The sequence below is a fragment of the Acidimicrobiales bacterium genome, assembly GCA_041394245.1.
Taxonomy (GTDB): domain Bacteria; phylum Actinomycetota; class Acidimicrobiia; order Acidimicrobiales; family Aldehydirespiratoraceae; genus JAJRXC01.
Genome location: JAWKIR010000002.1, coordinates 2111778 through 2133558 on the forward strand (window position 1 = coordinate 2111778; position 21781 = coordinate 2133558).

Annotated in this window: 19 protein-coding genes; 16 read left to right on the top strand and 3 right to left on the bottom strand. The window is 68.3% G+C overall.

Translation table 11 applies throughout. The annotated features are described in order from the left end of the window. Positions 1–88 precede the first annotated feature (88 nt). The 4 genes from R2707_10590 (at position 89) to R2707_10605 (ending at position 7976) form a co-directional block, all read left to right on the top strand. Positions 89–2296 (top strand): MFS transporter, encoded by a 2208-nt coding sequence (locus R2707_10590; GenBank protein ID MEZ5245535.1) that lies wholly within the window; start codon positions 89–91, stop codon positions 2294–2296. Further along, the gene (locus tag R2707_10595; protein ID MEZ5245536.1) at positions 2296–5607 is read left to right on the top strand and encodes an ATP-binding cassette domain-containing protein; all 3312 of its coding nucleotides are present in this window, start codon (positions 2296–2298) and stop codon (positions 5605–5607) included. The genes R2707_10590 and R2707_10595 overlap by 1 nt, the downstream gene beginning before the upstream one ends. 109 nt (positions 5608–5716) lie before the next feature. Beyond that, positions 5717–7291 carry a S1C family serine protease gene (locus tag R2707_10600; protein ID MEZ5245537.1) on the top strand — a complete coding sequence of 525 codons (1575 nt, stop codon included), beginning with the start codon at positions 5717–5719 and terminating at the stop codon, positions 7289–7291. A gap of 10 nt (positions 7292–7301) precedes the next feature. Continuing rightward, a complete protein-coding gene (locus R2707_10605; GenBank protein ID MEZ5245538.1) occupies positions 7302–7976 on the top strand; it encodes an O-methyltransferase in 675 nt (224 codons plus the stop codon). On the opposite strand, the gene R2707_10610 is transcribed toward R2707_10605, so the two are convergent. Further along, positions 7973–9073 (bottom strand): mechanosensitive ion channel family protein, encoded by a 1101-nt coding sequence (locus tag R2707_10610; protein MEZ5245539.1) that lies wholly within the window; start codon positions 9071–9073, stop codon positions 7973–7975. The two genes, R2707_10605 and R2707_10610, sit on opposite strands and share 4 nt — an antisense overlap. Positions 9074–9159: 86 nt before the next feature. Between R2707_10610 and R2707_10615 the strand changes: the two genes are divergently transcribed. Genes R2707_10615 through R2707_10655 form a run of 9 tightly spaced genes read left to right on the top strand, consistent with a single transcriptional unit; the run spans position 9160 to position 14748 of the window. After that, the gene (locus R2707_10615; GenBank protein ID MEZ5245540.1) at positions 9160–9549 is read left to right on the top strand and encodes a TOBE domain-containing protein; all 390 of its coding nucleotides are present in this window, start codon (positions 9160–9162) and stop codon (positions 9547–9549) included. Beyond that, positions 9546–10250, top strand: a complete 705-nt coding sequence (locus tag R2707_10620; GenBank protein MEZ5245541.1) for a substrate-binding domain-containing protein — start codon at positions 9546–9548, stop codon at positions 10248–10250. The genes R2707_10615 and R2707_10620 overlap by 4 nt, the downstream gene beginning before the upstream one ends. Next, positions 10247–11035, top strand: a complete 789-nt coding sequence (locus R2707_10625; GenBank protein ID MEZ5245542.1) for an ABC transporter permease — start codon at positions 10247–10249, stop codon at positions 11033–11035. Before R2707_10620 ends, R2707_10625 begins: the two co-directional genes overlap by 4 nt. Continuing rightward, positions 11032–11670, top strand: coding sequence for an ATP-binding cassette domain-containing protein (locus R2707_10630; protein MEZ5245543.1), 639 nt, complete (start codon positions 11032–11034; stop codon positions 11668–11670). The genes R2707_10625 and R2707_10630 overlap by 4 nt, the downstream gene beginning before the upstream one ends. A 2-nt stretch (positions 11671–11672) precedes the next feature. Continuing rightward, positions 11673–12452, top strand: coding sequence for an SDR family oxidoreductase (locus R2707_10635; GenBank protein MEZ5245544.1), 780 nt, complete (start codon positions 11673–11675; stop codon positions 12450–12452). A 23-nt stretch (positions 12453–12475) separates the two neighbouring features. Then, complete coding sequence (locus R2707_10640; GenBank protein MEZ5245545.1) at positions 12476–13231, top strand: ABC transporter ATP-binding protein; 756 nt, start codon at positions 12476–12478, stop codon at positions 13229–13231. After that, positions 13228–13935, top strand: a complete 708-nt coding sequence (locus tag R2707_10645) for an ABC transporter ATP-binding protein (protein MEZ5245546.1) — start codon at positions 13228–13230, stop codon at positions 13933–13935. Before R2707_10640 ends, R2707_10645 begins: the two co-directional genes overlap by 4 nt. A 1-nt stretch (position 13936) precedes the next feature. After that, complete coding sequence (locus R2707_10650) at positions 13937–14332, top strand: DUF2510 domain-containing protein (GenBank protein MEZ5245547.1); 396 nt, start codon at positions 13937–13939, stop codon at positions 14330–14332. Continuing rightward, positions 14332–14748, top strand: a complete 417-nt coding sequence (locus tag R2707_10655; protein ID MEZ5245548.1) for a DUF2752 domain-containing protein — start codon at positions 14332–14334, stop codon at positions 14746–14748. The genes R2707_10650 and R2707_10655 overlap by 1 nt, the downstream gene beginning before the upstream one ends. Positions 14749–14769: 21 nt before the next feature. Here R2707_10655 and R2707_10660 read toward each other — a convergent pair whose 3' ends face one another. Together R2707_10660 and R2707_10665 are read right to left on the bottom strand one after the other, a co-directional pair. Further along, a complete protein-coding gene (locus tag R2707_10660) occupies positions 14770–16326 on the bottom strand; it encodes an AMP-binding protein (protein MEZ5245549.1) in 1557 nt (518 codons plus the stop codon). Then, positions 16326–17672, bottom strand: coding sequence for a carotenoid oxygenase family protein (locus tag R2707_10665; GenBank protein MEZ5245550.1), 1347 nt, complete (start codon positions 17670–17672; stop codon positions 16326–16328). The genes R2707_10660 and R2707_10665 overlap by 1 nt, the downstream gene beginning before the upstream one ends. A 97-nt stretch (positions 17673–17769) precedes the next feature. Between R2707_10665 and R2707_10670 the strand changes: the two genes are divergently transcribed. The 3 genes from R2707_10670 to R2707_10680 are packed head-to-tail and all read left to right on the top strand — an operon-like array spanning position 17770 to position 21692. After that, on the top strand, positions 17770–19137 hold the full coding sequence (locus tag R2707_10670) for an ABC transporter substrate-binding protein (protein MEZ5245551.1): 1368 nt from the start codon (positions 17770–17772) through the stop codon (positions 19135–19137). 18 nt (positions 19138–19155) lie between these two features. Next, positions 19156–21114, top strand: a complete 1959-nt coding sequence (locus R2707_10675) for an ABC transporter permease (protein ID MEZ5245552.1) — start codon at positions 19156–19158, stop codon at positions 21112–21114. After that, the gene (locus R2707_10680) at positions 21111–21692 is read left to right on the top strand and encodes a TetR/AcrR family transcriptional regulator (GenBank protein ID MEZ5245553.1); all 582 of its coding nucleotides are present in this window, start codon (positions 21111–21113) and stop codon (positions 21690–21692) included. The genes R2707_10675 and R2707_10680 overlap by 4 nt, the downstream gene beginning before the upstream one ends. Positions 21693–21781: the final 89 nt, after the last annotated feature.

Sequence of the window (21781 nt, forward strand, 5' to 3'; positions counted from 1 at the left end):
AATACCAGCGTTGCGACGAGTATGGTCCCCCTCTGCGTCGCCGCCCGCTGGTGCCGCGCTTGCGTCCGTGTTCCGGGGGGTTTCGAGGGTGAGCGACAGTGAACCAGCTGCGGAGTCGGCACGGTCGCTGACCGCATCGGTGCTGGAGGAGGAGGCATCGCGTCAAGCCGCGCAGGCAGCGCGGTCCAAAGAGGTGCTGTTCGCCGACGAGCTGCTGCCGGGCGTCGGATCCGAGGAGATGTCGCTCAAGGAGGGATTCGCCAAGGGCGGCTCCTTCACCTTCTTCGTTCTGCTCGCCCTGAACTCCATGGACGAGCTCGAGGGCGCAGCGGTGAGCATCCTCGGCCCCGACATCGGCGAGACGTTCGGCGTGTCCGACGGCGCCATCACCCAGATCACCGTCGCCTCCATCGTGTTCTTCGTCCTCGGTGCCGGACCGATGGGCTATCTCGCCGACCGCTACAAGCGGGGCCCGATCGTCGGCCTCGCCAGCATCGCCTTCGCCTTCTTCGCGTTCCTGGGCGGCCTGGCCGTCAACGCCTTCATGTTCTTCTGGACCCGCTTCTTCACGGGGCTGTCGAAGGCCAACACGATCACCGTCCACTCCACCCTGCTCGCCGACGCGTACCCGATCGCCATACGCGGCCGCATGTACTCGCTCAACGCGGCGATCGGGCGGGTCTTCGCCGCCGCGAGTCCGGTCCTCGTCGGCGGCATCGCCGTCTGGGCCGGCGGTGTCGAGGGCTGGCGCTGGGCCTACCTCCTGCTCGGCCTCCCCGTCGCCGTCTTGGCCATTCTCGCGTTCTTCATCCCCGAACCCGAGCGAGGGCAGTGGGAGAAGAAGGACGTCCTCGGTCACAGCTTCGGCACCGACACCGAGGAGATCCCGATCTCGGTCGGCGCCGCCTTCAGCCGCATCTGGCGCATCGACACCGTCCGCTCGATGACCGTCGGACTCGCCGCGATCGGCTTCGCCCTGTTCCCGGCGGCGTCGATCCAATCGTTCTTCCTGGAAGAGGAGTTCGGGCTCGACGCACTCGAGCGGGGCTACGCCACGGCACCCACCGGACTCCTCATCGTCGCATTCCTCCCGTTCATCGGCAGCCGCTTCGACCGAACGTTCCGTCAGGCACCCGACAAGGCGCTGCGCATCATCGGGGCCCTGCTGATCCCGGTGGGCATCCTCATCCCGATCCAGTACTCGATGCCCAACGTCTGGTCGTTCGCCGTTCTCGCCACGCTCTCGGGCACGTTCATGGGTGCGGCGTTCGCGATGATCCAGCCGTCGATCCAGGGCGTGGTCCCGTACCGCCTGCGAGGCATGGGCACCGCCATCATCACGTTCTTCATGGTCGCCATCGGCGGTGTCGGCGGCGGCCTGATCAGCGGCTTCCTCCAGGACGAGTGGGGCGAGCGCTTCGCCATCACCGCGCTCGCGATCGTGGCGATGCCCATCGGCGGCTACAACATCATCAAGGGCAGCCGGGCGATCCGCCGCGACCTGTCGCTGGTCGTCGAGGAACTCCAGGAGGAGCAGGCGTACTTCGATCTCGTCTCGAACGACACCGACATCCCGGTGATGCAGGTCAACCACATCGACTTCAGCTACGGCCAGGTGCAGGTGTTGTTCGACGTGTCGTTCGACGTCGCCAAGGGCGAGACCCTCGCCCTGCTCGGCACCAATGGTGCGGGCAAGTCCACGATCCTGAAGGTCGTGGCCGGGCTCGAGACACCCGAGCGGGGCGTGGTGCGCTACCACGGCAAGACCTGCACGTTCGCGAGCCCGGAGGTACGGGCCCAGCTCGGCATCCAGATGCTCCCGGGGGGCAAGGGCGTCTGGCCGAGCCTCACCATCTGCGACAACCTCGAGGTCGGCGCCTATCAGTACCGAAGCGATGCCGCCGATGTCCGCCGCCGCATCGACCGGGTCCTCGAGATGTTCCCGGCGCTGTCCGATCGCCTCGACGAACGGGCCGCGGACCTGTCGGGTGGCCAGCAACAGATGCTCGCACTCGCCCGCGTGATGCTGCACGAGCCCGACCTGCTCATCATCGACGAGCTCAGTCTGGGCCTGGCCCCGACCGTCGTACAGGACCTCCTCGTCCACATCGACCGGCTACGCGACGCCGGCCAGACCATGATCATCGTGGAGCAGTCGCTCAATGTCGCGCTCGCCGTGTCGGATCGGGCGATCTTCCTCGAGAAGGGCCAGGTGCGGTTCGAAGGGTCGGCGCGCGAACTCGCCGAGCGTGACGATCTCGCCCGGGCCGTCTTCCTCGGCAAGGAAGGCGGCTGATGGACACCCTCCTCCTCGGGGCCTGGGTCACCCGCCAGATCCTCTTCTGGACCATCGTCCAGGGACTCGTCTTCGGCCTGCTCGCGATGGGCATCGTGCTCATCTATCGCTCGACGCGGGTGATCAACTTCGCGGTCGGCAACATGGGACTTCCGGGCGCGACGCTGTTCGCACTGTTGATGATCAACTGGAACTGGCCGTTCTGGCCGGCGCTGATCCTGTCGCTCGCCGTGGGTGCCATCCTCGGTTTCGTCACCGAGGTCACGGTGGTGAAACGGCTCTTCCACCGCCCCCGCATCGTTTTGTTGATCGCAACCGTGGCGATCGCCGACTTCTGGCGCGCCATCGTCTTGTTGGCGTTCCCCGACGTCGAGGGAACCCAGACCCGGTTCCCGGCCGCGATCGGGCGGAGCTGGGACGGCGTGGGCGGTCACTTCTCCGCCCTCGAGAGCATCGGTGTCGCGAAGGACGACGGCATCCTCGTCAAGGGTCCGGAGATCCAGATCCTGATCGTGGTCCCCATCGTCGCGATCCTGCTCGGGCTGATGATGAGTCGCACGACCTTCGGCAAGTCGATCACGGCGTCGGCCGACAACCCGGACCTGAGCCGACTGTCGGGCATCAATCCCCATGTCGTGTCGACGGTCGTGTGGACCCTCAGTGGGTTCATCGCGACGCTCTCCATGATCCTGCTGAGCAGTGGCAAGGCCGCGACGGGCATCGAGAATCTCGGGCCGTTCACCCTCACGAATGCGCTGGCTGCCGCGGTGATCGCCGGCATGCGGTCGTTCCCCCGGGCCATGGCCGGCGGCATCGCGATCGCGCTGGCCGACAACATCTTCGGCTTCAACTTCACGCGTGACCCCGGCCTGTCCACACTGCTGGTCTTCATCGCCGTCATCGTCGCCCTGTACTGGCAGAGCCGCTCCAACAACGACGAGTCGCCACTCAGCTTCGCGCCGAAGATCAAGCCGCTTCCCGCTCACCTCCAGCGGGTCTGGTGGATCCGCAACATGCCCCGGATCGCCCTCACATCGGTGCTCGTGCTCATCGTCGCGTTCACCATGCGCCACGAATGGGTCTTCGAACAGATCGACCGGTTCGTCTGGTTCTGGGACATGCCACCCGACCGGATCCGACCGTCGCAGTTCTTCCTCTACAGCACGATCGCCGCCTTCGCCATCGTGACCGCGTCGCTCACGGTGATCACGGGCTGGTCCGGCCAGGTCTCGCTCGCGCAGATGGCCTACGCCGGCATCGGGGCGCTCAGCGCGGCGGCATTCAACCGCGGCATCGAGCTCGACATCGGGTTCGCCGACAACCGGCTGCTCGACGTCGAATGGAGCGGCATACCGGCGATCCCGTCGATCGTCCTCTCCGTGTTCTTCACTGCGGCCATCGCGGCGATCACCGGGGTCGGCGCCCTCCGCGTGCGCGGCATCATGCTCGCGATCTCGACCTTCGCGTTCGCCATCGCCGCGGAGAAGTACATCTACAACCGCCCGTTCTTCTCCGACAACGAGAGCTCGGTCGTGTTCGAACGAGGCTGGTTGTTCGACTGGGATCTGAAGGACCAGCGAACGTTCTTCTACTTCTCGCTCGGCTGCCTCGCCCTGACGACCCTCGTCGTGGGACGGCTCCGACGCTCGGGAATCGGCCGCTCGATCATCGCCGTGCGCGACAACGCCGACACCGCATCCGCCTACACCGTGTCCCCGGTTCGCATGAAGCTGACCGCCTTCGCCGTCGCCGGCGGCATCGCAGGCCTCGGCGGTGCCGTGTTCGGCAACGCGGCCCGCCAGATCCGTTTCAGCGAGGCCCACTTCCAGATCGCCGATTCGCTCCAGGTCGTCAACATGGTCGTGATCGGTGGGCTCGGATCGGTGATCGGGCCGGTGATCGGCGCCTTCTGGGTCAAGGGCCTGCCGACCCTCTTCCCCGACAACACGCTCGTGAGCCTGCTCACCAGCAGCATCGGCTTCCTACTGATGCTCATGTACTTCCCCGGCGGGTTCGTGCAGCTCTTCTACCGGGTGCGCGACGGCATCGTCGCCCGCGCCGAGCAGCGCTACGGCTATCTCGAGACCACCAGCACCACGGACACGCCCGTTGCCGTCCGCCGCGGCGCCGCGGTGTCGGCAACCGTCGACCGCACCCCACCGGTGTACGAGACCGTGCTGAGCGGCGCCCTCGTGCTGCTCAAGGTCGCCAGCATCGCGGTGAGCGCCTACACCGCCTACGACCACCTGTTCGCCGACGGCGACAACGGCTGGTTCGGCATCTACATGGCGCTGGCCGCCGTTTCCGGGATCTGGGGCCTCGCCGTGCTGCTCAAGGTGTCGCAGGTCTCCGCGGACTACATCGGCGCCCGCGGCACCAAGACGGGCTACTCGCTCTATCTGCTCTTCGAACCGGTCATCCCGTTCCTCTGGCCGGCGGTGGTCACCCGCTGGTTCGGCCGAGACCTCGAGGCGGCCGCCCCACGGCCGGCGCGCGTCTACGGCGACCTGCCCGTGTCGTCGTCGGGCCGCGAGCTCATGCTCGCCACCCACGACATCACGGTCCGCTTCGGCGGCAACGTCGCCGTGTCCGGGGTCTCCCTCGAGGTCGGTCGCGACGAGATCGTCGGACTCATCGGCACGAACGGCGCCGGCAAGTCGACCCTGATGAACGCAATCGGCGGCTACGTGCCCGCCACCGGCAGGATCGAGCTGCTCGGCACCAGTGTCGAATCGCTCGGCTCGCCGGCCCGGGCCGGTCTCGGACTCGGCAGGACCTTCCAAGCCGCCACGCTCTTCCCCGAACTGACCGTGCGCGAGTGTGTGCAGGTCGCGCTGGAAGGCCGCCACCGGTCGTCGTTCGCCCGCAGCGCCCTGTTCCTCGACATGGCCTCGGAACGACGCATGCGCAGCGAAGCCGACGAGTTGATCGACTTCCTCGGACTCGGCCGCTACGCCGATTCGTTCATCTCCGACCTGTCCACCGGCACCCGACGCATCGTCGAGCTCAGCGGGCTTCTGGCCGTCGACGCCGACGTGTTGTGTCTCGACGAACCCACCGCCGGCGTGGCCCAACGCGAGACCGAGGCGTTCGGCCCGCTCATCCAGGAGATCCGCCGCGAGATGGGTGCCTCGATGCTCATCATCGAGCACGACATGCCGCTGATCATGAGCATCAGCGATCGTGTCTACTGCCTCGAAGCCGGCAGCGTCATCGCCGAAGGCAACCCCGAGGACGTGCGCAACGACCCCCTCGTGATCGCGAGCTATCTCGGCACCGATGACCGGGCGATCGAGCGCAGCGACAGCTGAGCTCCGGGAGAGAAATTCCAACCGCCTGTAACACCCAGACGTTGCGTTCGTCGTGCCACTATGTCCGAGACGAAAAGGAGCCGAAATGCGGCGGATAGTGGTTGTACTGATGGCGTTGGCGATGTTCAGCGCAGCGTGTGGTGGTGGCGACGGCGACGGTGACGTCGACGCGAGCGGCGGCAGTTCCACCACCAAGGCCCCCGACGAGGTCACGACCACCGCCGGAGGCGATTTCGACATCTCCGACGTGGAGGGGTCCGTGGTCCAGATCCAGGGTCAGGGCACGTTCGTGCAATCCGGCGGGGCGGCGGCGTTCAACGTCGGCTTCACCGGCACCGGCTTCGTCATCAGCGAGGACGGCCTCGTCGTCACCAACAACCATGTCGTGCAGGGCGCGGCGACCCTCGCCGTCAGCTTCTCCGACGGCGACCCGATGAACGCCCGCATCCTCGGCGTCAGCGAGTGCAGCGACCTCGCCGTCATCGATCTCGATGGCGGTGGCTACACGCCGCTGACCTTCCGCGACGATCCGGTGACCGTCGGCCTCGACGTGTTCTCCGCCGGGTTCCCCGCGTCCGACGAGGTCGACTTCGACGATCTCGACTACACGCTCACCAGCGGCATCGTCGGATCGGTCGAGGCCGATGGCGAGTCCTCATGGGCATCGGTCGACGGCGTGATCCAGCACGACGCCCGCATTCTCGGCGGCAACTCCGGTGGACCGCTCGTCGACGAAGACGGCCACGTCATCGGCGTCAACTACGCCGGCAACAACGAGTTCGACACGAACTACGCCATCGCGGCACAAGACGCCCGACCGATCATCGACCGGCTGGCCGGCGGCGAGAACGTCGATTCGCTGGGCATCAACGGCGAGGCGCAGGTCTACGACAACGGCCTCTCCGGCATGTTCATCTCCAGCGTCGAGAGCGGCTCACCGGCCGACAAGGCCGGCATCGAGCCCGGCGACGTGCTGATCACGCTGGAGAACCTCGTGCTCGCCACCGACGGCACGATGGCCGACTACTGCGACGTCCTGCGGACCCAGGGTGACGACGCCACGATGGACATCGAGGTCTACCGCCCGTCGCTCGACCTGGTGCTCACGGGTCAGGTGAACGGCGACCCGATCGAGCTGCCCCTGATCACCGGCGCGGTCATCGACGAGGTCGGCGGCGGCGACGGCTCCGACACCGGCGACAACTCGTCGGTCGGCGGCGGCGACGCTCCCTACAGCTACACCACCGTCACCGACGACCAGGGCCTGATCTCGGTCTCGATCCCGCAGTCATGGGTCGAGGTCAACGGCGAGCCGAACCCCGACTTCGGACCGAGCATCTGGGCGTCGCCCGACATCGAGGCCTGGCGCAACACCTGGGACGTTCCCGGCATCATCGTCGAATCGGCCCCGGATCGCAGCGCTTCCGAGATCGATACGCTCCTGCAGGAGCTCGACCTCTCCAGTGTGTGTGAGGACTTCGGCGCCGAGCCCTACGACGATGGCCTCTACGCCGGAACCCTCCAGATCTGGGGCAACTGCGGTGGCACCGACACGATCTACATCGTGCTGGCCGCGGCTCCGAACAACGCCGACTATCTGGTGCGGGTCGAGGTCCAGGCCCCGTCGCAGCGCGACCTCGAGGCGGCCGACGAGGCACTCGCCACGTTCATCGCCAACATCTGAGCCACGGCGCATGAGCCGTCCCACCATTGCCCAGCCGGGCATCGCCGACTACGCGGCGGCCCACAGCGAGCAGCCCGATCCGGTGCTGAGTTCGCTGATCGAGGCCACTGCGAGGCAGGCGGGTGGGGCGGCCATGATGCAGATCGGTCCCGACCAGGGGGCGTTCATGAGCCTCCTGGTCACGGCGCTGCGGCCCGCCTTCGCGGTCGAGGTGGGCACGTTCACCGGATACTCGTCGCTGTGCATCGCCCGGGGCCTCGCCCCGGGCGGTCGCCTTCTCTGCTGCGACGTCAGCGAGGAGTGGACGGCGATCGCGCGTGAACACTGGGAACTGGCCGGTCTCGCCGACCGCATCGACCTGCGGATCGCCCCGGCGATCGAGACACTGCAGGCGTTGCCCGACGAGCCCCGCATCGACTTCGCCTTCATCGATGCCGACAAGCCCGCCTACCGCAGCTACTACGAAGAGATACTCCGCCGCCTCGCACCGAACGGGATGATCCTGTTCGACAACACCCTCTGGTCGGGCAACGTCCTGCCCGACTCGGGCGCCGACGACGAGAGCACCGACGCGCTGCGGGCGCTCAACGACTTCCTGGCCGACGACGATCGCGTCGTCGTGGCCCAGCTCACCATCGGCGACGGCGTGACGATGGTGCGCCGGCGGAACCCGCTGCCGGACTAGGTGGGCGTCTCGTCGTCGTGGGCCTCGGCGATGTGGTGCACGGCGATGGTCGACGGATCGGGCCGCTCGGCGACGGGGTGATCACCCTGGTGACGGAACCACACCGTCTGCTGCGGGAACGGGATCTCGATCCCCGCCTCGTCGAGGGCCTTCTTGAGCCGTAGCCGGAGTTCCCGCTCGACCGCCCACTGCTCCGAGGGTTCGGTCTTGACGACGAGCCGAATGGCGATCGACGACGAACCGAGGCTCTGCACCCCCCAGACCTCGGGCCGCTCCATCACCTCGTCGCCGCCCCAGGCGCTGTTCTCCCACATCTCGTCGGCGACCCGCTGGATCACGCCCTGAGCGAAGTCGATGTCGGTGTCGTAGGCGACCTCGACGTCGATGAGGGCGCGCGACCAGAGCTGGCTGTAGTTGCCCACGCGGAGGATCTCGCCGTTGGGTACGTGCCACACGGTGCCCTGCACATCGCGGATCGTGGTCGACCGCAGTGAGACCTTCTCGACGGTGCCGGTGGCGGGCCCGAGGTCGACGATGTCGCCCACGCCGTACTGATCCTCGATCAGCATGAAGAGTCCGGACAGGAAATCGCGCACCACCGACTGGGCACCGAAACCGAGAGCGATACCGCCGATGCCGGCGCCGGCGATCAGGGGGGCCAGGTCGATCTCGAGCTGACCGAGGACGAGCAGGGCGGCCACGCTCCAGACGGCGGCCACGGCGAGGCTTCGCAGCACGAGTCCGATCGTCTCGGCGCGGGCCGAGGCCCGCTTCTTCTCGGACTCCTCGATGAGGAGACGCCCGGGGCCCCGCTCGCGCAGCGCCTGGAAACGCTCGTCGGTCGGCGATGCGGCGACGGTCGCAACGAAGCGGGCGACGACACGCTGGAGGATCCGCGACGCGATCCACGCCAGCGACAGGATGAGAACGATCCGAATCGGCCGATCGAGGAGCCATTCGGCCGCCGTGGCGAGGAACTTGCTGTTGGTCCAGTCGAACACCTGCTCGCAGATGTAGGACGGATCGACAGCACCGCACGCGTCGGTCAGGGGGTCGACTTCCTGGGCGGGCACGAGGACGAACGCGGCGGGAATCATGCTCGCGAACCTATGGCCGGCGGCGCGGCTCGGTGGATTCGTGGCTGATTCTCGCAGATGCACGATATTCGCTACTGTTTCTCGGCATGCACCAGTTTCGAATGGGTGAAGCCGCTCGCCTTCTCGGTGTCAGCCCCGACACCGTGCGGCGTTGGGCCGATCAAGGTCGTCTCGAGACGACCCGCACCGAGGGCGGCCATCGCGAAGTGGTCGGCACCGAACTCGCCCGGCTGGCCCTCGAGCTCGGCGACCAGCCGGGGGCCGACGCCAACCACGTATCGGCCCGCAATCGCTTCCCGGGCCTCGTGACCCGGGTCGTGCGCGACACGGTCATGGCCCAGGTCGAGATCCAGGCGGGACCCCACCGCATCGTCTCGTTGATCTCCGCGGAAGCCGTCGATGCCCTCGCACTCGAGCCCGGCGCGCCGGCCGTGGCATCGATCAAGTCGACCAACGTGATCATCGAAACGCCGTGAAGCCGACCACCCGGGTGGCGATCGCCATCGTGGCCGCGATGGGCCTCGTCGGATGCGGGGGCGACGGCGACACGACGGTGGTCATGGTCCCGTCCTCGTTCACCGGACTCACCGCGTCCATCGACACCCGACTCGACATCGACACCGACTGGGTCATCGCCGGAAGCAGCCGACTCGTTCGCCAGCTCGCCGACGGGGCCGCGGCCGACGTGTTGATCACGGCCGATGCCGAGACGATGGCCGACGCGGTCGACCAGGGCCTCGTGGCCGGCGAACCGGTGGTCGTCGCCCGCAATCGGCTCGTCGTTGCGCTCGCACCGGGAAACCAGGCCGGTGTTGCCGAGCTCGACGACCTCGCCGACCCGGATCTCCTGATCGGGGTCTGCGCCGCCGAAGTCCCCTGTGGCCGTCTGGCCGCCAGAGCCGTCGACTCCGGACTGGACCTGGCGGTCGACACCGAGGAGCCCAACGTCCGCTCCCTCGCGCTCAAGATCGCCCGGGGCGAACTCGACGCAGGCCTGGTCTACGCGACCGACGCCGCCGACCTCGGGCTCGCGACCCTGGACGACGACTCGTTGACCGGCTTCGAGACGGCGTATCTCGCGGCTTCGGTGCGCGACGAACCATCACCGATCATCGACTTCCTGCGCGCCGATGCCGGCCGCGACCTGCTCGAAGACGAAGGATTCCTCCTCCCGTGAGCGCCCCCCGCCGGATCGTGCCACGGCCGATCGCCGTCCCCGCGGCCGTGGCCGTGGTGCTGCTCGCCCTGCCGTTGGTCGGCCTGCTCCAGCGGGCGCCATGGTCGAGCATCCTCGAGCGACTGACCTCCGGCGAGATCCTCGAGGCGATCCGGGTTTCGCTCGTCGTCTCGCTGAGCGCCGCCGCCCTGTGCCTCGTGTTGGGTCTTCCGTTGGCCTGGGTACTGGCGCGCCAGGAAGGACCGTTGTTCTCCGTCCTCCGGGTGCTCGTGCTGCTCCCGATGGTGTTGCCACCCGTGGTCGGGGGCACGGCCCTGCTGTTCGCGCTCGGGCGCCGCGGCCTGTTCGGCGAGTGGCTCGACCGCTGGTTCGGCATCACCCTGCCGTTCACCACCGCCGGCGCGGTGGTCGCCGCGACCTTCGTCGCCCTGCCCTTCTTCGTGACCACGGTCGAATCGGCCCTCCGCGACGACGGCACCGTGCTCGACGAGGCGGCCGCAGCCGCCGGAGCGTCGCCGTGGCAGACGTTCGTGCATGTCACGCTTCCGGTTCTGCGGCCCTCGATCGCAGCAGGTCTCGCGCTCTCGTGGGCACGGGCACTCGGCGAGTTCGGCGCGACGATCACCTTCGCCGGCAGCCTCGGCGGGCGGACCCGCACCCTCCCGGTCGAGACCTTCCTGGCCCTCGAGCAGGACCCCGAGACGGCAATCGCAGTGAGCGTGCTCCTGCTCGCCATCAGCCTTGCGGTGCTGGCGATCCTGCGGGGGCGGTGGCTCACCCGATGATCTCCTTGCACGGTCGCGTCGTCCGTGGCGAACTCACCCTCGACTTCGACGCCGAGATCGCGCCCGGCGTCTCCCATGTCGTCGGTGCCAACGGTGCCGGGAAGACGACGCTGCTCCGGGTTCTCGCCGGCCTGGAGGCGCTCGACGCGGGCGAACTGCGAATCGACGGGCTCTCGATGGACGAGCCGGCCACCCGTCATTTCGTGCCGACCCACGAACGGCCGATCGCCTTCGCGTTCCAGGACCACCGGCTCTTCCCGCACCTGAGCGTGATCGACAATGTGGCGTTTCCCGCACGGCGGCGAGGCCGTTCCCGTCACGACGCCCGCCACGAGGCGCTCCCCCATCTCGAAACCGTCGGGATCGGCGAACTCGCCCGACGCATGCCCGGCGAATTGTCGATCGGACAGCGGCAACGTACGGCCATCGCACGGGCCCTGGCCACACCCGCGACGGTGCTGCTCCTCGACGAGCCCCTCGCCGCCATCGACGAGGCGAGCCGTGCCACCATCCGCGATCGGCTCCGGGGAGCCGCCCACCCCACCGTCGTCTGGGTGTCGCACGACCCGGACGACGTCGACCGCGGATCGCGGCTCATCTCCGTCACCGACGGCGCCGTACGCCAGACTCGGTGACCATGACGAACGAACTGCCCGATCCCCTTGCACCGTTCCGACTCGACGACCGGGTGGCGATCGTGACCGGCGCCAGCTCGGGTCTCGGTGAGCGCTTCGCCCGGGTGCTGGCCGCCGTCGGCGCGAAGGTCGTCGTCGCCGCCCGACGCGCCGAGCGACTCGACGCGCTGGTGGCCGAGCTCCCCGATGCGTTCGCCGTGCCGATCGACCTCACCGCGCCCGACGCCGGCGAGCTGTTGATCGACGCCGCCATCGAGCACTACGGCCGGATCGACGTCGTCGTGAACAATGCCGGTGCGAGCACGGCGGCGACCGCACTCGACTTCGATGTCGAGAGCTTCAGGCGCGAGATCGAGATCGACCTCGTCGCGCCGTACGGGGTCGCCCGCGCTGCTGCCGCGTGGGCCATCGGCGCATCGCACCCGCTCAGCATCATCAACATCGGTTCGGTCCTGGGGATGGTCGCCGGCGGTCGGCTCCGGGTTCCGGGCTACACCGCGGCCAAGGGTGGCATCCACAACCTGACCCGCGAACTCGCCTCGGAATGGGCCCGCAAGGGCATTCGTGTCAACGCGATCGCGCCGGGGTGGTTCGAGACGGAGATGAACGGCGAGATGTTCGCCGACGACCGGTCGTCGGCCTACATGACCGATGGCGCACCGATGGGTCGAGCGGGAGTGGAGGGAGAACTCGACGGCGCCCTCCTGCTGCTGGCCTCCGACAGTTCGTCGTTCATGACCGGCGCGATCGTCCCGGTCGACGGAGGGTGGACTGCGGTGTGAACCGGTCGGTAGCGTGCCCACAGATGTCCATGCTCCGTACCGACTCCCTGTCCGTCTCCTTCGGCGGCGTTCAGGCCCTGGCCGAGGTCCATCTCACGGTCGAACCGGGCGGCATCACCGGCCTGATCGGCCCCAACGGCGCGGGAAAGACCACATTCATCGACGCAGTGACCGGCATGGTTCCGACGACGGGGTCGGTCCATCTCGGTGACCACGACATCAGCAGGCTGAGCGCCAACGAACGGGCGACGCTGGGACTGGTCCGCACCTTCCAGACGCTCGAACTCTTCGAGGATCTGACCGTCGAGGACAATCTCGCCGCCGCGGCGACGCGGATCCGTTGGTGGGAGTTCATCGTCGATGCGCTCGTCCCCCGTCGTCGCGAAACCTCGATCCCCGCCGTGGAGTCCGCACTCGAGCTCCTCGGCCTGACCGAGGACCGGGACCGCTTCCCGGCCGACCTCAGCCATGGTCACCGGCGCCTGGTCGGGGTCGCTCGTGCGCTCGCCGCCTCGCCGAAGGTCCTCCTGTTGGACGAGCCGGCCGCCGGCCTCGACTCGGCCGAGAGCCTCGCACTCGGCGACCGCCTCCGGGCGATCGCGGCCACCGGCGTCACGGTGTTCCTGATCGACCACGACATGGGGCTCGTCCTCGACGTCTGCGACCGGATCCACGTCCTCGACTTCGGGTCGATCATCGCGACCGGTTCTCCCGACGAGATCCGCACCGACCCCGCAGTGGTCGCCGCCTACCTCGGCCGCGCCGCAACGGCGACATGACCGTCCTTCACCTGCGAAGCCTCGAGGCCGGCTACAACGGCGTCCCGGTCGTCCGCGGTCTCGATCTCGAGGTCGCCGCCGGCGAGGTCGTGGCCCTGCTCGGACCGAACGGAGCCGGCAAGACCACCACGCTCCGCACGATCTCGGGCCTTCTACCCACCATCGGCGGGCATCTGGAGGTCCTCGGCGAGCCGACCGACAGCCGCCGTCCGCACCGGGTCGCTCGACGCGGGGTCGCCCATGTTCCCGAAGACCGCTCGCTGTTCCCGGGGCTGACCGTCAAGGAGAACCTGCGTCTCGCCCCCGGGCTGAAGCGCCGCAACCGCCCGGCAGCCTATACCCGGGCGATCGACGTCTTCCCTGCGCTCGGCCCACTGCTCCACCGCCGCGCCGGTCTGCTGTCGGGCGGCGAGCAACAGATGCTCGCCGTGGCGCGGGCGATCGTCACCGAACCCCAGCTCCTGCTCGTCGACGAGATGAGCCTCGGGCTCGCTCCGGTGATCGTCGAGGAGATGCTGCCGGTGGTCCGCCGCGTGGCCGACGAACTCGGCACCGCGGTGATCGTCGTCGAGCAACACATCCATCTCGCCCTCGAACTCGCCGACCGGGCGGTGGTGCTGGCCCACGGACGCGTCGTCCTCGACGGCGATGCCGCGGACCTCCGATCCGATCCGAGCCTGGTCGAGGCGAGCTATCTCGGCTGACATGTCCGGTCACCCCTCACCTCCCACGGGCTGGTACCCCGATCCCGAGTACCCGGGGCAACTCCGCTACTGGGACGGAACGGGATGGACCGACCAGCGCCGATCGGCGGCCACGCCACCGCCATCGCCGTATCCGACGGCGGCGGGCGACCGGACGAATGCCGGCATCGCCCTCGCGCTCTCGATCCTCGGGCTCATCCTGTGCGGAGTGCTCGCTCCCATCGGGATGGTGATGGGACGCACCGAGCTCCAACGGATCGACGGCGGAGGGGGCGATGCGAACGCCCGAGGCATGGCCCAGGCCGCATGGATCATCGGCCTCATCGGGACGATCATCCTCGTCATCGGCGTGCTGGTCCTGCTGCTCTTCCTGGCCGTCCTCACGAGCCGCGGGTGATGTCCACCGCGTTCGCTCGGGTCGGTCGAGCCCGCGGATTCGACCTGCTGCCGGTGACCGCCGGCGCACTCGTCGTCGGAACCCTCGTGGCGAGCGCCGGTGCCGACGACGGTGTCGTCCTGTGCCCCCTGCGCCGTTGCACCGGTGCCTACTGCCCGGGATGCGGCGCGACCCGGGCCGCGAACCGACTCGTGCGCGGCGACGTGAGCGCGAGCTGGTCGCATCATCCGTGGATCGTGCTCGCCGCGGCGCAGATCGCGGTACTCATCGCCGTCATCGCGCTCACCACGCCGGCGTCGAGGGCGTCGCGACTCCGTTCGCTCGCGGTCCCTCTCCTGGCGTTCAATTGCGTGCTGATGATCGGCATCTGGGTCGTCCGTCTGTCGACCGAGGCAATCCCGACCGGCTGGTTCTGACCCGAACCCGAGGCGGGCCGATCAGATCGCCCGGCCGGCGTCGGCCCAGTACGGCGCACGGAGCTCGCGCTTGAGGATCTTGCCGGTGCCGGTGCGGGGAAGCTCGTCGACGAAGTCGACCGAGCGCGGGCACTTGTAGCCGGCAAGGCGCTCCCGACAGGCCCGCAACAGCTCCGCCTCGATCACGCCCTCGTCGGCGTGCAACGGGACAGCAGACACTTGGACGACGGCCTTGACCTCCTCACCGAACTCCTCGTTCGGGACGCCGATCACGGCGACATCGCCGACCGCGGCGTGCTCGGCGAGCACTGCCTCGATCTCCGCGGGATAGATGTTGACGCCACCGGAGATGATCATGTCGATCTTGCGATCGGACAGCCAGAGGTAGCCGTCGGCGTCGAGGTGACCCACGTCGCCGGTCGTGAACACGCCCGGCTCGAGGTGCGCGGCGGCGGTCTTCTCCGGGTCGTTGTGATACTCGAAGTCACTGCCCATCGCGCTCTTGAAGTAGAGGGTTCCCGTCTCACCGGGACCGAGGTGGTTGCCGTCGTCGTCGACGACGTAGACCTCCATCACCGCGAGTGGCTTGCCGACACTGCCGCCCCGTTCGAGCCAGTCGTCGGCCCGGATGGTGGAGATGAAGGCACCCTCGGTCGACCCGTAGTACTCATGCACGACCGGTCCGATCCACTCGATCATGGCGCGCTTCCACGGCGGCGGGCAGGGTGCGGCGCCGTGCCAGAGCGCGACGAGTGACGAACCGTCGAAGCCGGCCCGCACGTCGTCGGGCAGATCGAGGATGCGCTTGAACTGGGTCGGGACGAGGTGGGTGTTGGTGACCGCGTGTTCGTCGATGAGACGGAGCGTCTCCGCCGCGTCGAACTTGTGGCGCATCACGATCGACGAACCGTTGACCAGCGGCATGAAGCTGAACGCCCATTGCGCCGAGTGGTAGGCGGGTCCGGCGAGCAGTGTGGTGCCGTCGGCCGGGACGTAGTCGTTCATGCTCGAGCTGATGAGCCCGAAGATCTCGCTCGGTATTCCCTGACCGCCCGAGAGCATGCCGCGCACACCCTTCGGCCGACCGGTGGTCCCCGACGTGTAGAACATCGGCCCGCCGAGGAGCTGCTCGGTCAGCGCCGTTTCGGCGCCCGAGCCGAGAAGGTCTTCGTAGGAATCGAGTGCGCCGGTCCCGGCCACGGCCGAGAACTCGATGTTCGCCGCCCGCGGGTCGGCGAGCGCCTCGACCCCCACCTCGGCGAAGCGTTCGCCGACGATGAGGGCGCGGGCGCCGGAGTCGTCGATCACGTAGGCCAACTCGTCGGCCACCCAGTGCCAGTTGACCGGGACGACCGTGAACCCCGTGTGCGCTGCCGCCAACAAGACCTCGAAGAGCTCGCGACGGTTGCCCATCATCACGGCGACCGTGTCGCCGGAACCGATCCCTCGGTCCGCGAACGCCCGCGACAGCTTGGTGACCCGGGTTCGCAGCTCCGACCAGGTGGTCGCGCCCCGCTCGTCGACGAGTGCGGCCTCGTCGGGACGCGCGGTTGCGTGGGCGTCGAGGAGAACCGCCATCAGCCGCGAGGCATCCAGTTGCCGTGTGCGCCGTAGGGCACGCGTTGCGGGGTGAACACCCGGGCCACCGGCTCGCCACTGAAGTCCCGGGCGTCGATGATGCGGAACTCGCTGCGGTCCTCGGCGGGGTCATAGGCGTAGAGCACCACCCAACCGTCGTCCTCGGCCGCATCGATGGCGCGCGGGATGAACACCGGTTCGCCGCCGGTGACCGTCCCCATGTCGTGGATCTCGGGTCGGCCGGTGGCGAGGTCGTACTTGTAGACCTCGGTCCCCATGCTCGGATGATCGGGGGTCGCGCCCAGCTGCATCGTGTAGCCGAACCGCGCCGGCAGGCCGAGCCGTCGGTCGTCGACACGGGCGAAATCCGACGTGCGATCGTCGATCTGTTCCTCCGCGACCGTGCCCGCCGTCGTGTCGATCGTCCAGCGCCACAGCGTCGCCTTCGCCGAGATGTCGTCGAACCCGCCGGCCATGGCGCGATCGGCGCGGCACACCGTCAGCACGATGCGATCGCCCTCCTCGTGGGAGTTGACCGGGTGGAACACGTAACCCGGTTCGATGTCGAACCAGCGGACGTCGGCATCGCCGCCCGTGCGGGGCATCACCCCGAGCCGAGCGCCGTTGTCGGGACGCCAGGCGAAGGGGAGCTCGCCCCTGATCGCCATGTCGAGGTCGAAGCACACGGGGAGGTCCATCCAGATCACGTGGTTCCGGGTGATGTTGAAGTCGTGCATCATCACGCCGGTCGGAAGGGTGATCGGCTCGGACTGCACGAGCTCCCCCTCCGCGTCGAAGCGGTAGTAGCGCAGGAACTCGGGGCCGACGACGTTGTAGCCGAATGCGAGCATCTCGCCGGTCTCCGGACAGATCTTGGGATGGGCGGTGAACGCGCCGGCGATCCGGTCGCCCCACGTCTCCAGGCCGATGGTGTCGAGGTCGGCGTTCATCTCGTAGGCGCCATGGGCCTCCTCGAGGGCGAAGTACCGCCCGGCGTGGCGAACGATGTTGGTGTTGGCCGGCGAGTCCTTCGGGTGCATCGACAGCGCGCCGCCACCCGCTTCGAGGGCAGGAGTGCGGACATAGCGATTCTTGTACGACGCCGCGCCGTCACGGAGGTCGATCGCGTGGATCATGCCGTCGCCGAAGAACCAGTGGTCGCTCCACCCGCTGACCGGATTGAACCCGTTGCGCATGTAGGTGCCGTCGAGCTCAGCCGGGATCTCGCCCTCGACCTCGAGCCGATGGGCATCCAGCTCGTGCTCGATCGGTCCGTAGTTGCCCTGGAGGTGCCACGGCAGCTCTCTGGCCTGCTCGGTCGCCGGTCCGGTCTCGGTCGTCGTCATCGTCGTTTCCCCTCGTCGGACGAGAACATACCCCAGGTGGTTAACACTGTTAAGTCGATCAGCGCTATCGTCCGACGACCGATCTTGGAGGGGACCCATGATGCGACGGAGAATGCTGATCATCCTCGGAGCGTTCGCGCTCGTCGTGGCCGCATGCAGCGAGCCGGCGGACAACACCGAGACGAGCGACACCACCACGACGGCCGCGGCACCCGACACGACGGTCGACGACGGCACCGACGACGGCACCGGCGACGGGGGCGAGCCGCAGGGCGACGGAACATCGATCGTCGAGCGACTCGCCGGCCAGGAGTGGTTCCTCGGCACGATTCCCGACCTGCCGGTGGCCGCCGACGACAATCTCGAGCCGATCCGCATCGGCATGATCAACCAGGAGAACACCGCCGCCGGTTCGTACCCGGAGCTGCGTTTCGCGGCCGAGGCCGCCATCAACTTCATCAACGCCGAGCTCGGTGGCGTCGACGGCCGACCGCTCGAGCTCGTGCCGTGCATCACCGAGTTCAGCGTCGAGAGCTCGCAGGCCTGTGCGCAGGAACTCGTGCTCGAGGACGTGGTGGCCCTCGTCGGCGGCATCGACGTGCTGGTCCAGGGGGCCCTGCCCGTGCTGGAACAGAACGGGCTCCCCATCGTCGGCGGCATCCCCGCCGGCCTCGCCGAGCAGCGCAGCCCGTCGTCGTTCGCATTCTCCGGTGGCACCGCGGGCGGCATGGCCGCCTTCATGCAGCATGCCGCCGAGCAGGGATACGAGAAGGCCTTCATCGCCTACGGGGAGTTCGAGTCGTTCCAGGTCGCGGCGGAGGAATACGGCGCTCGCGTGGGCGAGGATCTCGGCCTCGAGGTCCGCCTCCACGCCTTCCCACTCTTCGGGGCCGACTACACGAGCGTACTCAACGACGCGAAGGCGTTCGGTGCCCAGGCCGTGGTCATCAACGCCGCCGACGCCGCCTGCGTTCCCGTGATGGAGGGCTTCCGCGACTTCGGCTTCGAAGGCACGCTCTACCTCTTCGGCGCCTGCGCGGCCGACGAGATCATCGATGCGGCCGGCGGCGCCGATGCCGGTGTCGTCTTCAACGGCGAAGGACCCCCCGACCCCGACGATGTCGACGGGACCGTCTTCGACCTCGCGTCCAACGAGTACAACACCGGCAACGCCCAGGCCGCCGGCACCGTGGCCTTCCGGGGCATGATGAATCTCTATGCCGTGCTCGCCGAGCTCGGCGGCGACGACATCACGAGCGAGGGCATCGTCGAAGTCCTTGAACGCGCCGTCGATCGTCGCAGCTTCTGGGGTCATCCCTACACCTGCGACGGCAACCAGGTCCCCGGTCTGCCCTCGCTCTGCGCTCCCCAGCAGGCGTTGTTCACCTTCGTCGACGGCGAGCTGACCTTCGTGACCGATTGGATCGACACCGTGGCGCTCTTCGAGAGCGCCTTCGCCGAGTAGTCGACGCCGACCGTAGCGATGACGACACTCTTCTCGAACCTGCTCCTCGGGCTCGGGGTCGGCGGCGTCATCGCGGCGCTGGCGATCGGTGTCGTCGTCACACACCGCGCCAGCAACGTGATCAACTTCGCGCACGCCGCGGTGGGGACCTATCTGGCCCTCGTCTACTACGAGTTCCGCGCCACCGGCGACGTCGTCCAACCGTTCCTCCTACCGTTCGTCCCCTCCCGGTTCCATCTGCTGGACCGACCGGTGGTGACGAGCGCTCTCGTGGTCACACTGTTGCTCGCGGCGATCGTCGGTCTGGCGACCTACTGGTTGATCTTCCGGCCGCTGCGAACGGCGCCGCCGTTGGCCCGGGTCGTGGCCTCCCTCGGTCTCATGACCTACCTGATCGGCGTGATGCAGGTGCGCTTCCCGACCAGCGGGGCGGTACGCAACGTCCTGGAGGGTCCCCTGCCCAACGATCTGGTGACGTTCGGGAGCGTGAGCGTCAACGCGGATCGCTACCTCCTCGCCGGCGGCGTGATCGCGGCTGCCGTCGTGATCAGCCTGATCGGGAAGTTCACCACGTTCGGGCTCGCCACCCGGGCGAATGCCGAGAACGAGACGGGTGCAGTGCTCCTCGGCATCTCACCCGACTGGATCAGCGCACTCAACTGGATGCTGGCGACGGTGCTCGCCGGCGCGGCGATGATCCTCGCGGCCCCGATTCTCAACAGCCTCGACCCGCCGGTGCAGAGCCTGCTCGTCGTCCCCGCGCTCGGCGCGGCACTACTCGGCCGCTTCCATTCGATCGGGATCGCGGCCGCGGTCGGTCTCGGTATCGGGATGCTCATGTCGGAGATCTCTGCGGCCCAGGCCGAGTGGGACGCGCTCAAGGGTGTCGGGCTCCAACAGGGCCTCCCCTTCATCATCGTCCTCATCGCCCTCGTCCTGCGCAGCGATCGCACGGTCGGCCGCGGCGACCTCCACACGGCCCGCCTCCCACCCGCACCGCGCCCGACCGTCACGATGGTCGTCACCCTCGCCTGCACCGCCGTCGGCGTGGTCGGGCTGTTCCGTCTCGACAGCGAGTGGCGACTCGCCATCATCTTCTCGGCGATCGCCGCCATCATGGCCCTGTCGGTCATCGTCCTGACCGGGTTCGTCGGCCAGATCTCGTTGGCGACGTTCGCCCTCGCCGGTACGGCCGGCTTCACGATGGTGAAGGTCGGCGACATGTGGGGAATCGGGTTCCCGTGGGCGCCGCTCGCAGGCACGGTCGCCGCTGTCGCACTCGGCACGCTCGCCGGGCTCCCCGCCATACGGATCCGCGGTCTGACCCTCGCGATCGCATCGCTCGCGGCCGCCGTGGCGATCGAGGAGCTCGTCTTCAAGTGGAACTGGTTCACCGGCGGCATCGAAGGGGCCCAGGTCGATCCTCCCAGCCTGCTGGGGGTCGATCTGCAGATCGCGGCCCGCGGCGCGCTGTTCCCTCGTCGCGAGTTCGGTTTCCTCGTCCTCGGCGCATTGCTGTTCGCGATGTACATCGTGGTGAACCTGCGCCGCAGCCCCACCGGTCGGCAGTGGTTGGCGGTGCGAGCCAACGAGCGCGCCGCCGAGGCGATCGGCATCTCCGCGCCGAGAGTGAAACTCTCGGCCAACGCGGTGGCCGCATTCCTCGCCGGCATCGGGGGAACGCTGACCGCATACCAGAACGGCTTCGTGTCGGCATCGAGCTTTGCTTCGCTCAAGTCTCTCGTACTCGTCGCGATGACCTACCTTTCGGGCATCGCTGCGCCGGCGGCCGCTCTGGTCGCCGGGGCGCTCACCGAGAAGGGTTTGCTCACCGTGGGCATGGATCAACTCAACGACGAGGCATCGCAGTACCAGTTCGCCGTGAGCGGGCTCTTCCTCATCATCGCCGCGATCAAGTTCCCGTCGGGCATCGTCGGCACGTCCGCCCGCGTCGCTCGGCGAGCCCAGCGACGATGACCACACCGCGGCCGGTGCTCTCGGCCGACGGCATCACCGCCGAGGCGATCGCTCTCATTCGCGAATCCGGCGTCGCAGAGCTGTCGATGCGGGCGCTCGCCGGTCGGATCGGGGTCACCGCCCCCGCGCTCTACGCGCACTTCACCAACCGCGAGGCGCTGTTGCGAGCCTGCGCGCAGGTCGGTTACGACGAGCTCGATGCCCGCTTTCGCGCCGGCAACCCGGCGTCGCCGATCGAGATGATCTGGGTGTCGAGCAGGAGCTATGTCCGCTTCGCGATGGACGAGCCCGAACTCTTCTCCCTGATGTTCATGTTCCGACCCGACGCCATCGAGATCACCGTCGATGCCGACATCGAACACGGTGGGGCAACCTCGGTCTTCGACTCGATGCTCGCCAACCTGGCCCACGCGATGGATGCGGGCGAACTACGGACGGCCGACCCGCTGCGCTACGGGCTCGCCCTGTGGGCAGCCGTGCACGGCGTCGCGACCGTCGGCGCGCTCGCGCCGGGCCTCGACACCGATCCACTCCTCGACGACGTGGTGGGCGGGTTGCTCGAGGGCTGGCGGCCCTGAGGACGACAAGGCGCCGCTCGAAGGAGCGGCGGCGGCGGAACGCACCTCCTCCCCCATGGGTGCGCACCGCCGCCCCGCGGTCCCGAGCG

Coding starts and splice junctions, on each gene's coding strand:
- R2707_10595 (MEZ5245536.1), top strand. CDS start 2,296: ATGGACACCCTCCTCCTCGGGGCCTGGGTCACCCGCCAGATCCTCTTC.
- R2707_10600 (MEZ5245537.1), top strand. CDS start 5,717: ATGGCGTTGGCGATGTTCAGCGCAGCGTGTGGTGGTGGCGACGGCGAC.
- R2707_10605 (MEZ5245538.1), top strand. CDS start 7,302: ATGAGCCGTCCCACCATTGCCCAGCCGGGCATCGCCGACTACGCGGCG.
- R2707_10610 (MEZ5245539.1), bottom strand. CDS start 9,073: ATGATTCCCGCCGCGTTCGTCCTCGTGCCCGCCCAGGAAGTCGACCCC.
- R2707_10615 (MEZ5245540.1), top strand. CDS start 9,160: ATGCACCAGTTTCGAATGGGTGAAGCCGCTCGCCTTCTCGGTGTCAGC.
- R2707_10630 (MEZ5245543.1), top strand. CDS start 11,032: ATGATCTCCTTGCACGGTCGCGTCGTCCGTGGCGAACTCACCCTCGAC.
- R2707_10635 (MEZ5245544.1), top strand. CDS start 11,673: ATGACGAACGAACTGCCCGATCCCCTTGCACCGTTCCGACTCGACGAC.
- R2707_10640 (MEZ5245545.1), top strand. CDS start 12,476: ATGTCCATGCTCCGTACCGACTCCCTGTCCGTCTCCTTCGGCGGCGTT.
- R2707_10645 (MEZ5245546.1), top strand. CDS start 13,228: ATGACCGTCCTTCACCTGCGAAGCCTCGAGGCCGGCTACAACGGCGTC.
- R2707_10650 (MEZ5245547.1), top strand. CDS start 13,937: ATGTCCGGTCACCCCTCACCTCCCACGGGCTGGTACCCCGATCCCGAG.
- R2707_10655 (MEZ5245548.1), top strand. CDS start 14,332: ATGTCCACCGCGTTCGCTCGGGTCGGTCGAGCCCGCGGATTCGACCTG.
- R2707_10660 (MEZ5245549.1), bottom strand. CDS start 16,326: ATGGCGGTTCTCCTCGACGCCCACGCAACCGCGCGTCCCGACGAGGCC.
- R2707_10665 (MEZ5245550.1), bottom strand. CDS start 17,672: ATGACGACGACCGAGACCGGACCGGCGACCGAGCAGGCCAGAGAGCTG.
- R2707_10670 (MEZ5245551.1), top strand. CDS start 17,770: ATGATGCGACGGAGAATGCTGATCATCCTCGGAGCGTTCGCGCTCGTC.
- R2707_10675 (MEZ5245552.1), top strand. CDS start 19,156: ATGACGACACTCTTCTCGAACCTGCTCCTCGGGCTCGGGGTCGGCGGC.
- R2707_10680 (MEZ5245553.1), top strand. CDS start 21,111: ATGACCACACCGCGGCCGGTGCTCTCGGCCGACGGCATCACCGCCGAG.